9 protein-coding genes are annotated in these 12,302 nt (G+C 52.0%); all 9 read left to right on the forward strand.

Annotation, left to right across the window (positions count from 1 at the left end; genetic code table 11):
• Nucleotides 1–300: 300 nt before the first annotated feature.
• The 9 genes from serC (at nt 301) to PO881_RS06725 (ending at nt 12,287) form a co-directional block, all read left to right on the forward strand.
• The gene (gene serC / locus PO881_RS06685; protein WP_280172641.1) at nt 301–1,386 is read left to right on the forward strand and encodes a 3-phosphoserine/phosphohydroxythreonine transaminase; all 1,086 of its coding nucleotides are present in this window, start codon (nt 301–303) and stop codon (nt 1,384–1,386) included.
• A gap of 81 nt (nt 1,387–1,467) precedes the next feature.
• Nucleotides 1,468–2,754, forward strand: coding sequence for a 3-phosphoshikimate 1-carboxyvinyltransferase (gene aroA / locus PO881_RS06690; RefSeq protein ID WP_280172642.1), 1,287 nt, complete (start codon nt 1,468–1,470; stop codon nt 2,752–2,754).
• Nucleotides 2,755–2,951: 197 nt separating this feature from the next.
• Nucleotides 2,952–3,632 carry a (d)CMP kinase gene (cmk, locus tag PO881_RS06695; RefSeq protein WP_101760957.1) on the forward strand — a complete coding sequence of 227 codons (681 nt, stop codon included), beginning with the start codon at nt 2,952–2,954 and terminating at the stop codon, nt 3,630–3,632.
• Nucleotides 3,633–3,753: 121 nt separating this feature from the next.
• Complete coding sequence (gene rpsA, locus PO881_RS06700; protein ID WP_052025984.1) at nt 3,754–5,430, forward strand: 30S ribosomal protein S1; 1,677 nt, start codon at nt 3,754–3,756, stop codon at nt 5,428–5,430.
• An 86-nt stretch (nt 5,431–5,516) separates the two neighbouring features.
• Entirely contained in the window at nt 5,517–5,801 is a 285-nt protein-coding gene (gene ihfB, locus PO881_RS06705; protein WP_003849360.1) for an integration host factor subunit beta, read from the forward strand.
• Nucleotides 5,802–6,007: 206 nt separating this feature from the next.
• Nucleotides 6,008–8,266 carry a DNA internalization-related competence protein ComEC/Rec2 gene (locus PO881_RS06710; RefSeq protein WP_280172643.1) on the forward strand — a complete coding sequence of 753 codons (2,259 nt, stop codon included), beginning with the start codon at nt 6,008–6,010 and terminating at the stop codon, nt 8,264–8,266.
• Nucleotides 8,267–8,300: 34 nt separating this feature from the next.
• A complete protein-coding gene (msbA, locus tag PO881_RS06715; RefSeq protein ID WP_101760956.1) occupies nt 8,301–10,049 on the forward strand; it encodes a lipid A ABC transporter ATP-binding protein/permease MsbA in 1,749 nt (582 codons plus the stop codon).
• Nucleotides 10,046–11,047 (forward strand): tetraacyldisaccharide 4'-kinase, encoded by a 1,002-nt coding sequence (gene lpxK / locus PO881_RS06720; RefSeq protein ID WP_101760955.1) that lies wholly within the window; start codon nt 10,046–10,048, stop codon nt 11,045–11,047. The genes msbA and lpxK overlap by 4 nt, the downstream gene beginning before the upstream one ends.
• Nucleotides 11,048–11,069: 22 nt before the next feature.
• The gene (locus PO881_RS06725; protein ID WP_280172644.1) at nt 11,070–12,287 is read left to right on the forward strand and encodes a winged helix-turn-helix domain-containing protein; all 1,218 of its coding nucleotides are present in this window, start codon (nt 11,070–11,072) and stop codon (nt 12,285–12,287) included.
• The last annotated feature ends 15 nt before the right edge of the window (nt 12,288–12,302 follow it).

Below are 12,302 nucleotides of genomic sequence, written 5' to 3' on the forward strand. Positions count from 1 at the left end.
TCTTAAGTCAATGGGGTGGGCGTAAAGCGCGCAATAATACGGGTTTTATGCGTGCTTCGCTATTCAGTCAGCCAAATTTATCTCAGACTGGTTAAGGTTGTTACGCCATTACGCTTGCCGATTTTTCTTTCTGGAACAACCTCACAAAATTCCATGGCTTAATGCATTTATGACATAAGCTGCGGTGAAGCTGGCTCTGGAAATGTGATCGCTGCCGGATTAATGATTGCAGCCATCTGGAGGCAATGATAAAACCGGTTGGGTATTCATAACCGTTCGATATGACAGTGGTGAGGGGAAATGACTCAGGTTTATAATTTTAGCTCTGGCCCGGCTATGCTGCCGGTAGAAGTGCTCCGTCGCGCAGAACAAGAACTGACAAACTGGCACGGATTAGGCACCTCGGTGATGGAGATCAGTCACCGCAGTAAAGAGTTTATTGCTGTTGCAGAAGCGGCAGAACAAGATTTTCGCGATCTGCTGAAGATCCCAGCCAACTACAAAGTTTTATTCTGCCATGGCGGTGCGCGTGCGCAGTTCGCGGCCATTCCCGGCAACTTGCTGGGTGATGCAAAAACCGCGGATTATATTGACGGCGGTTACTGGGCTCACAGCGCAATTAAAGAAGCCGAGAAATTCTGCTCGCCAAATACCATTGATATTAAAACCACGCGTGATGGTAAGCGTGCTTTATTACCAATGCGTGAATGGCAGTTAAATGGTGATGCGGCTTATGTCCATTTCTGCCCGAACGAAACGATTGACGGCATTGCTATCGATGAAGAGCCGGATTTTGGCGATAAAGTCGTAGTTGCCGATCTCTCTTCTACTATTCTGTCTCGTCCAATCGATGTGAGTCGCTATGGCGTGATCTACGCTGGCGCGCAAAAAAATATCGGCCCGGCGGGCTTAACCTTAGTGGTTGTGCGCGAAGATCTGCTAGGCAAAGCACAACGTTATGTGCCTTCTATCCTTGATTACAAGGTGCTGGCCGAAAACGAATCGATGTTTAACACTCCGCCGACTTTCGCATGGTATCTCTCTGGCTTGGTATTCAAATGGCTGAAAGAGAAGGGCGGCGTGGCTGAGATGGACAAACTGAATCAGGCAAAAGCCGACTTATTGTATGGCGTGATTGATAACAGTGCGTTTTATCGCAACGATGTCGCAAGCGAAAACCGTTCACGTATGAACGTGCCATTCCAGTTAGCCGATTCCTCATTGGACAAAGTGTTCCTGGAAGAGTCTCTCAAGGCTGGGCTGCACGCGTTGAAAGGCCATCGCGTGGTTGGCGGTATGCGTGCATCGATCTACAATGCGATGCCGCTGGAAGGCGTTAAAACGCTGACTGAGTTCATGGTCGACTTCGAACGTCGCCACGGCTAATTGCTTTTTTCATGCCAGCTTGTCTGGTACCAGACCCCGTCACACGATGGGGTCTCGTATTTTCTGGAGATTTGGTTTCACATGCAGGACTCCCTGACTCTACAACCGATTAATCGCGTTGACGGCACGGTAAACTTACCGGGTTCAAAAAGCGTCTCGAACCGCGCACTCTTGCTGGCCGCGCTGGCAAAGGGCACCACCCGCCTGACTAACTTGCTTGATAGCGATGACGTTAAGCACATGCTGAATGCCCTCAAAGCGCTGGGTGTCAGCTATACGCTCTCAGACGATCGCACCGTATGCGAAGTGGTAGGTAACGCGGGCCCTTTACATGCTGAACAACCGCTTGAGCTGTTTCTCGGTAACGCAGGTACAGCGATGCGACCTTTGGCTGCCGCGCTCTGTTTGGGCGAGCAGTCAATCGTTCTGACTGGCGAGCCACGCATGAAAGAGCGTCCGATTGGTCATCTGGTTGATGCACTGCGTCAGGGCGGAGCAAAGATTGACTATCTCGAACAGACCGATTATCCGCCAGTGCGTCTTAATGGCGGTTTTGTTGGTGGGGAAGTCAGCGTCGATGGCAGTGTATCCAGCCAGTTCCTCACGGCATTGCTAATGACCGCGCCACTGGCGCAGCAAGACACCATCATCACCATTAAAGGCGATCTGGTTTCTAAGCCTTACATTGATATCACCTTGCACCTGATGCGCTGCTTTGGTGTGGATGTTGATAATCAGGACTATCAGCGTTTTGTGGTTAAAGGGCAGCAACAGTACCAGTCTCCAGGCGATTATTTGGTGGAAGGTGATGCGTCTTCTGCATCATATTTCCTCGCTGCCGCTGCCATTAAAGGGGGTACCGTACGTGTAACCGGTATTGGCCGCAACAGCGTGCAGGGCGATATCCGTTTTGCTGATGTGCTGGAAAAGATGGGCGCAGTGATTGAGTGGGGAGATGACTATATCTCTTGCACACGCGGATCGCTGACGGCAATCGATATGGATATGAACCATATTCCCGATGCGGCAATGACCATTGCAACCACAGCACTGTTCGCAGAAGGCACCACGCTGATGCGCAACATCTATAACTGGCGCGTAAAAGAGACCGACCGTCTTGCTGCGATGGCGACTGAGTTACGCAAAGTGGGGGCGGAAGTAGAAGAAGGACACGACTTTATTCGTGTTACACCCCCGACTCAGTTGCAACATGCGGATATCGGTACTTACAACGATCACCGTATGGCAATGTGCTTCGCACTGGTGGCTCTGTCGGATATGCCGGTAACCATCCTTGATCCAGGCTGCACTGCGAAAACCTTCCCGAGCTATTTCCAGCAGTTGGCGAAAATCAGTCATACTTCCTGATCGTCTAACCCGGTGCACAGCGCCGGGTTTCTTTGCTCTCTTCTGGCCTTATCAGGCGGAAATTCTTCTGAATCTGTCTATATTTCTAGCGCTGTCTACGCTAAAGGGTACTAACCCGACGCAGGCAGCGTATAATGCCGCGCAATCCAGGCGGCCTGGAAGGGCTGACAATAAGCACGCAGCAACAGGAGAGAACAATGACGGCAATCGCCCCGGTTATTACCATCGATGGGCCAAGTGGCGCGGGTAAAGGGACTTTATGTAAAGCGATGGCGGAGTCGTTGCAGTGGCACTTACTGGATTCTGGCGCTATTTATCGCGTTTTAGCATTGGCCGCACTTCACCATCAGGTGGATATTGAGTCCGAGGAAGCATTAGTACCGATGGCTGCGCATCTTGATGTGCGTTTTCTATCGGTTGACGGTGAAATGCAGGTGGTTCTTGAAGGTGAAGATGTCACCGGTGAAATCCGCACGCAAGAAGTCAGCAACACCGCATCGCGCGTTGCCGCTTTTCCGCGGGTGCGTGAGGCATTGCTTCGACGCCAACGCGCATTCCGCGAAGAGCCCGGTTTAATCGCCGATGGACGCGATATGGGAACCGTAGTTTTCCCTGATGCGCCAGTGAAAATATTCCTCGACGCTAGCTCGGAAGAGCGTGCGCATCGCCGTATGCTACAGTTGCAGGAGAAAGGCTTTAATGTTAACTTTGATCGCCTTTTATCCGAGATAAAGGAACGCGACGACCGCGATCGTAATCGTGCCATCGCCCCTTTAGTGCCTGCCACAGATGCTCTGGTACTGGATTCAACCAGTATGTCGATTGAGCAAGTGATTGAAAAGGCGCTTGATTATGCTAAGCGTAAGTTGGGCATTTAATCTTTCGGCAACCGAATTGCTGTAACCCTGTACCAAGGACCCGGTGCAGGGCATGTGAAACAACCCCATCCGACAATGAAGTCAGGTGGACGTTAAATTGAAGAATCCTAAGATTATCAATATGACTGAATCTTTTGCTCAACTCTTTGAAGAGTCCCTGAAAGAAATCGAAACCCGTCCGGGTTCCATCGTTCGTGGCGTTGTTGTCTCTATCGACAAAGACGTAGTTCTGGTTGATGCGGGTCTGAAATCTGAATCTGCAATTCCTGCAGAGCAGTTCAAGAACGCAGCCGGCGAACTGGAAATCCAGGTAGGCGACGAAGTTGACGTTGCGCTGGACGCAGTAGAAGACGGCTTCGGTGAAACCCTGCTGTCCCGTGAGAAAGCTAAACGTCACGAAGCTTGGATCACGCTGGAAAAAGCTTACGAAGACGCTGAAACTGTTACCGGTGTTATCAACGGCAAAGTTAAAGGTGGCTTCACAGTTGAGCTGAACGGTATTCGTGCGTTCCTGCCAGGTTCACTGGTAGACGTTCGTCCGGTTCGCGATACTCTGCACCTGGAAGGCAAAGAGCTTGAATTCAAAGTAATCAAGCTTGATCAGAAACGTAACAACGTCGTAGTTTCACGCCGTGCAGTTATCGAATCTGAGAACAGCGCTGAGCGCGATCAGCTGCTGGAAAACCTGCAGGAAGGCATGGAAGTTAAAGGTATCGTTAAGAACCTCACTGACTACGGTGCATTCGTGGATCTGGGCGGCGTTGACGGCCTGCTGCACATTACCGATATGGCTTGGAAACGCGTTAAGCATCCGAGCGAAATCGTCAACGTGGGCGACGAAATCACTGTTAAAGTGCTGAAGTTCGACCGCGAGCGTACCCGTGTATCTCTGGGCCTGAAACAGCTGGGCGAAGATCCTTGGGTTGCTATCGCTAAGCGCTATCCAGAAGGCACTCGCCTGACTGGTCGTGTAACCAACCTGACTGATTACGGCTGCTTCGTAGAAATCGAAGAAGGCGTTGAAGGTCTGGTACACGTTTCAGAAATGGACTGGACCAACAAAAACATCCATCCGTCTAAAGTTGTAAACGTAGGCGATGTGGTTGAAGTAATGGTTCTGGACATCGATGAAGAGCGTCGTCGTATCTCCCTGGGTCTGAAGCAGTGCAAATCTAACCCATGGCAGCTGTTCGCTGAGACCCACAACAAAGGCGATCGCGTTGAAGGTAAAATCAAGTCAATCACTGACTTCGGTATCTTCATCGGCCTGGACGGTGGCATCGACGGTCTGGTTCACCTGTCTGACATCTCCTGGAACGCGACTGGCGAAGAAGCCGTTCGTGAGTACAAAAAAGGCGACGAAATCGCTGCCGTTGTACTGCAGGTTGATGCAGAGCGCGAGCGCATCTCTCTGGGCGTGAAGCAGTTGGCTGAAGATCCATTCAACAACTACATCACCCTGAACAAGAAAGGCGCTATCGTGACTGGTAAAGTCACTGCAGTTGACGCGAAAGGTGCTACAGTAGAATTAGCTGACGGCGTAGAGGGTTACCTGCGCGCTTCTGAAGCTTCTCTGGACCGCATCGAAGACGCAACTCTGGTTCTGAGTGTTGGCGACGACGTTGAAGCTAAATTCACTGGCGTTGACCGTAAGAACCGCGTTGTGAGCCTGTCTGTTCGTGCAAAAGACCAGGCTGATGAGAAAGAAGCTATCAACACTGTTAACACCAAACAGGATGAAGGCAGCAACTTCTCTAGCGCGATGGCTGAAGCGTTCAAAGCGGCTAAAGGCGAGTAATCGACCTAAGGCACCGGATGATGAAAATCGTCCGGTTTCGGTAAAAGCTGTCATACCTTTCCAAATAAGGATTAACCGGAGGTTACATGACCAAGTCAGAACTAATTGAGAGACTTGCTGGCCAGCATACTCATATTCCGGCGAAAGTCGTTGAGGATGCGGTCAAAGAGATGCTTGAGCACATGGCCACTACGTTGGCCCAGGGCGAGCGCATTGAAATCCGGGGATTCGGCAGCTTTTCTTTGCATTACCGTGCACCGCGTACGGGTCGTAACCCGAAAACGGGCGACAAAGTGGATCTGGAAGGTAAATACGTTCCCCACTTTAAGCCGGGCAAAGAATTGCGTGACCGTGCGAACATCTACGGCTAAGCCGTTACCGAACGATAAAAACGACACTTTAGGGTGTCGTTTTTTTTTGTTTAGAGTATGCGGAATTGAGATCTGCTTTCCAAAATGAAGTCTCATCAATGTAATCTCTGCAAAAGTCTCGGAATCCTTCGCGACACACTCTCTTTTCAATGAAGTAAATCCCTGCTTTTCTCGGCACACTCTTCCGCCAATGAGGGAGAGTAATAATGCATATGAACTGGATTGTTCTTGCCAGATTGATGATTGCCTCGGCATTGCCGTTGGGCATATTGCCGCATATACCCGCTGCCAACGGAATAGTCATCATGGTTGTATTCGCTGTGGCGCTTGGGTTGATGCCAATCACGTTGCTACGGCTTGCAGGAATTGCTCTCTTAATGGTGGCATGGACATTGACTGAAGCCCGCCAGATGGTCAATGCCATTGGGGATCTGACTGCCGCCTCAATTGAAGCCACTGTACGTGTGACTGAAGTTCGTGAACAGAAGCAGCAATTAACCGTGCAAATCTTGCGTGTCGGTCAGCGTTATCAGTTTCCACCTCTCTTTGTCACGCTCAATAACGCTTCGATGGAGCAACCGTACTGTGCCGGTCAGCGCTGGCAGATGAAACTGCGACTGCGTGCCGTCCACGGCAGATTAAATGAAGGCGAGTTCGATCTGCAGCGCTTTGCCTTGTCTAATCACACGCCGCTGCAAGGGCGCATCATCAGTAAGCAGGTGGAATCGCTAACTTGCAACTGGCGGACGCGTTTAATTAATCATCATCTACCCGCATTCGATACGCTCAAACAACCGGCAATTATGCAGGCTTTAGCGTTTGGTATACGTACCAACATGACTGAAGAGCAGCGACAGTTGCTGCGGGAAACAGGTACTGCCCACTTGATGGCAATCTCGGGAATGCATATTGCATTAGCTGCCAGCGTTGGATGGTTGTTGGCACGTGCTATCCAGGTAATTTTGCCGGGTCATTTGATTGGTCATTTATTTCCGCTGCTGGTTAGTGTTATGACCGCAGCGACTTACACGTGGGTTTCTGGCAGTCATGCACCGGCCCAGCGCGCGATGATCGCGCTCATATTATGGATAGGGATGCGCAGCGCCGGTTGGCAGCTCAGTGGCTGGCAAGTCTGGACGTTATGTATCGGCGCTTTGCTGGCACTGGATCCATTAACTGTGCTGTCAGAAAGCTTTTGGTTGTCGGCACTGGCGGTCGCGATGCTGATTACCTGGTATCAATGGTTTCCATTAACACATCGCTTTCGCGCAAAGCGTCGATGGCTGTTATTGCAATTGCTACATCTGCAGTTAGGAATGATGATCCTCATGGCTCCACTACAAATCTTCCTGTTTCAGGGAATAAGCCTGAGTGCGTTATTAGCAAATCTGATCGCGGTGCCGGTTGTGTCTTTTGTCACGGTGCCACTAATATTGCTGGCAATGCTATTGCCAGTGCCGCTGATTTCAACGGGATTATGGTCTCTGGCGGATCTTTCCATAAGCCAGGTCATGCTCCTGCTGCAGTGGTTACCCGCTGGCTGGTGGGCATGGAGCGATACGTTACCTGCTGTCGTGCTGATGTGGGTAGGATTAGTTCTCTGGCGCAGCAAGCTGATTTATCGCAGTGTGATGCCGTGTTTTAGCCTGATACTCGTAATCATCCTCTGGCGCAGCACTGCACAGCGTGATGACTGGCAAATCGACATGATTGATGTGGGGCATGGCCTGGCGATTGCCATTACACAGGGCAATGAAGTGGTGTTATATGACGTTGGACCGGGTTGGAAACAGGATGATGCCGGATCGCGCGTCATTCTGCCATGGTTGCAGTATCACGGTAGAAGCCTCCATTCTTTGATACTAAGCCACAAGCATCTTGATCACCGTGGTGGGCTACACTCATTGCTCAAAGTTAATCCAGCGGTAGCAATTCGTAGTGCCCTGGCGGAAGACGGACACCTGCCATGCTTCCGTGGTCAGCGGTGGCAGTGGGGCAAATTGCAATTTACCGCTTTGTGGCCGCCGGAGAATCAGACCCAGGGACAAAATAACGATTCCTGTGTGGTGCGAGTCGATGACGGGCTCTTTAGCGTGTTACTCACCGGGGATATTGAGTTAGAAGCCGAGAGAAAAATTGTCGCGCTGGAAAAAGAGGCTCTGAACGCGACAATTTTGCAGGTTCCGCACCATGGTAGTCGGACTTCATCAGGCGCATTACTGTTACGTAATGTTGCTGGGAAAGCAGCATTTGCTTCGGTGGCGCGGTATAACGCCTGGCGTATGCCTGCGCCAGCCGTGGTGCAACGCTATCGTCAGCAAGGCTATATGTGGTACGACACGGCACAATCGGGTCAGATTCATGTGGGTATCAGACAAGGTCATTGGCAAATTAAGGGCTTAAGAGAGCAAATAATGCCTCGATGGTACCATCAGTGGTTTGGCGTCAAACGCGATTCCAGGTAGAATGAGCGGCTATTTCAAACAGCGTGAATAAATAATGCATCAAGATAAAGATCTCTCAACGTGGCAGACATTCCGTCGACTCTGGCCGATGATTGCGCCCCACAAGGCTGGCCTGTATGTGTCAGCGGTGGCGCTGATACTCAATGCGGCAGGCGATACCCTGATGCTCTCTCTGTTGAAACCTTTACTGGATGATGGCTTCGGTAAAGCAGACAGATCCGTAATGCTGTGGATGCCGCTAGTGGTAATTGGCCTGATGCTGGTACGTGGCGTGACCAGCTATATCTCCAGTTACTGCATCTCATGGGTGTCCGGCAACGTGGTCATGAATATGCGTCGCCGCCTGTTCGGCCATATGATGGGCATGCCGGTAACCTTCTTTGATCAGCAATCAACGGGGACGCTGCTGTCACGCATCACCTACGATTCTGAACAGGTGGCCTCTTCCTCTTCCAGTGCACTGGTTACGGTGGTGCGTGAAGGGGCCTCAATCATTGGCCTGTTCATCATGATGTTCTATTACAGCTGGCAGCTGTCTTTGATTCTCATTGTGCTGGCACCGATCGTCTCCTTTGCTATTCGTACTGTTTCCAAACGTTTCCGCAGCATCAGTAAGAACATGCAGAACACCATGGGACAGGTCACCACCAGCGCCGAACAGATGCTAAAAGGGCATAAAGAAGTGCTGATCTTTGGTGGCCAGGAAGTGGAAGCCAAGCGTTTTTCTCAGGTCAGTAACAGGATGCGCCAACAAGGCATGAAACTGGTGTCAGCATCTTCAATCTCTGATCCGGTAATCCAGTTGATTGCCTCGCTGGCACTGGCATTTGTACTTTATGCCGCCAGTTTCCCAAGCGTGATGGAAACGCTGACAGCCGGTACCATCACCGTGGTCTTCTCATCAATGATCGCCCTGATGCGTCCGCTCAAGTCACTGACCAACGTGAATGCACAGTTCCAGCGCGGTATGGCGGCTTGTCAGACGCTGTTCTCGATTCTTGACAGTGAGCAGGAAGTGGATAACGGCAAGCGTGAAATGGATCGTGCTAAGGGTGATGTGGAATTCCGCAACGTGACCTTTACCTATCCAGGCCGTGAAATTCCTGCGCTGCGTGATATCAACCTGTCGCTGCCTGCCGGTAAAACCGTTGCACTGGTCGGCCGTTCTGGCTCTGGTAAATCCACTATGGCCAGCTTGCTGACGCGCTTCTACGACATTGATAGCGGTGAAATTCTGCTGGATGGCCACGATCTGCGCGAATACACCCTGCGTTCACTGCGTAATCAAGTGGCATTGGTTTCCCAGAACGTTCATCTCTTCAACGACACCGTCGCCAACAACATTTCTTATGCCCGTAATGGTCAATACACGCGCGAGCAAATCGAGCAGGCTGCGACCATGGCGCATGCAATGGACTTCATCCAGAAGATGGATAATGGCCTTGATACCGTTATTGGTGAGAATGGCGTGCTGCTTTCCGGTGGTCAGCGTCAGCGTATTGCGATTGCGCGTGCGTTACTGCGCGACTGCCCGATTTTGATTCTCGATGAAGCCACATCAGCGCTCGATACCGAATCTGAGCGGGCGATTCAGGCCGCACTTGATGAGCTGCAGAAAAATCGCACCTCACTGGTGATTGCGCACCGTCTGTCGACCATTGAGAAAGCCGATGAGATCGTCGTAGTTGAAGATGGTCGCATTGTCGAACGCGGTACTCACAGCGTGCTGCTTGAACAGAAGGGCGCCTATGCGCAGCTTCACAAACTGCAGTTCGGTCAATGATTGAACGCATCTGGAGCGGGCGTTCGCCGTTATGGCTGCTGCTATGGCCGCTGAGTCTGCTTTATGGGGCGATCACCCTATTGATTCGCCTCAGCTTCCAGCGCGGTTGGCGAAAAAGTTGGCGCGCGCCTTGCCCTGTGATTGTGGTGGGGAACCTCACCGCAGGTGGGAATGGTAAAACGCCTGTAGTGATTTGGTTGGTGCAGGCGCTGCAACAACGTGGAGTACGTGCTGGCGTGGTGTCGCGGGGTTACGGCGGAAAAGCTGAACGTTATCCGCTGCTGGTTACCGCTGAAACGCCCACGGCGCAGGCCGGCGATGAACCTGTGCTGATCGCTCAACGCACGCAAGTGCCGGTCGCCGTTGCGCCACGGCGGCGTCTGGCGGTAGAAGGCTTGCTCGCTGCGCACGATCTGGATGTGATTATCACCGATGATGGCCTGCAGCATTACGCGCTGCAGCGCGATCGCGAAATCGTGGTGGTGGATGGGATGCGTCGTTTTGGCAATGGCTGGTGGTTACCGGCTGGGCCGATGCGTGAACGCGCCTCACGACTTAGCACCGTAAATGCGGTGATCGTTAACGGCGGCGATGCGCAGGCGGGCGAAATTGCGATGTCATTGCAGCCCGGTCTGGCGGTCAACCTGATCAACGGTGCAAGCGTGGCGTTAGCGCAATTGCCGGAAATTGTCGCGATGGCCGGCATAGGTCATCCGCCGCGCTTCTTCAACACGCTTAAGCAGCAAGGCATCAAGCCAGTGGCTGAAATTGCCTTCGCCGATCACCATGCTTACAGCGAAGACGAATTGCGGCGTCTGACTCAGGCAGATCAGTGCTTGCTGATGACGGAAAAAGATGCGGTAAAATGCCGTAGTTTTGCTCGCCCAAACTGGTGGTATTTGCCGGTTGATGCGCATCTGCAAGGCGCGGCGGTGACAACCTTGTTAGACGATATCACCCATCTCTGCACTACCGCGCGAGACGCCCGTTCGCGCTAACCACCAAAAAGGGAATGGAGTTATGAACCTCGTCGCTTCCCTCTCGTTGCAAACTGCTCGTCATCTGCATCTGGCTGCTCAGGGACTGTTACGTCCTTTAGGCCGACGTGCGCGCTTTGCTGATATACACGCGACTGTGCGTCAGATGTCTTTGCTGCAAATTGATACCATCAATGTGGTGGCACGCAGTCCTTATCTGGTGCTGTTTAGCCGCCTTGGCGCGTATCAGACCAACTGGCTGGAAGAGGCGCTGGCCTCGGGCGCATTATTTGAATATTGGGCTCATGAAGCCTGTTTTATTCCTTTCGAAGATTACCCGTTGCTGCGCCACCGCATGCTGGAACCGCAGCGACTGGGCTGGAAGTACAACCAACGATGGGTTGAGGAACATCAACAGGAAATCACTGACCTACTGCAACACATCTCCGTCAACGGCCCAGTGCGAGCAGCCGATTTCAGTAATGATAAACAGACCAAACCGGGCTGGTGGGCGTGGAAGCCGCATAAGCGTCATCTGGAGAATTTGTTCAGCGCGGGTCAGTTGATGGTGGTGGAGCGGCGCAACTTCCAGCGGGTTTACGATCTGCACAGCCGCGTGATGCCGGACTGGATTGATGAACAGCATGCGTTAAGTGAAGACGAAGCGGTGTTACAGATGCTGAGTCACAGCGCATGCAGTCTCGGCATTTTCCGTGGCGGTTGGTTAGCCGATTATTACCGGCTCAAACGCGCACCGTTCAAATCATGGCTTGAGGATGCGGCTGCGCGCGGAGAAATTGTGCGTGTTGAGGTCGAGCAACTGGGCGAAATGTGGTTACACCACGCATTATTGCCGCTGCTGGAAAAGCCACTCTCTGCCACGCATACCGCGCTATTATCCCCCTTTGATCCGGTGGTTTGGGATCGTCGTCGCGCGCTGGAGCTGTTTAATTTTGATTACCGCATTGAGTGCTACACGCCTGCGGAAAAGCGCAAATATGGTTATTTTGTCCTGCCGGTCCTGCATCGCGGATTATTGAAAGCGCGCATCGATGCCAAAATGGAGCGTCAGGCGCAGCAATTAGTGATTCGTGCATTCTGGCTGGAAGAGGGCACACGCATCAGTAACGCTTTCCTTAATGACGTCCAAAAAGCCATTAATCGCTTCGCCGCGTGGCAAGGCGCCAACCAAGTGATTATCGAAAATGCGCCGGCAGAACTGCTGGCTGCCTGGTCAACTCGCTGGTCGATTGGTGAATAAAGCTGCCATTTGTCC

It is taken from the genome of Pantoea sp. SS70 (genome assembly GCF_029866845.1).
GTDB lineage: Bacteria > Pseudomonadota > Gammaproteobacteria > Enterobacterales > Enterobacteriaceae > Pantoea > Pantoea leporis.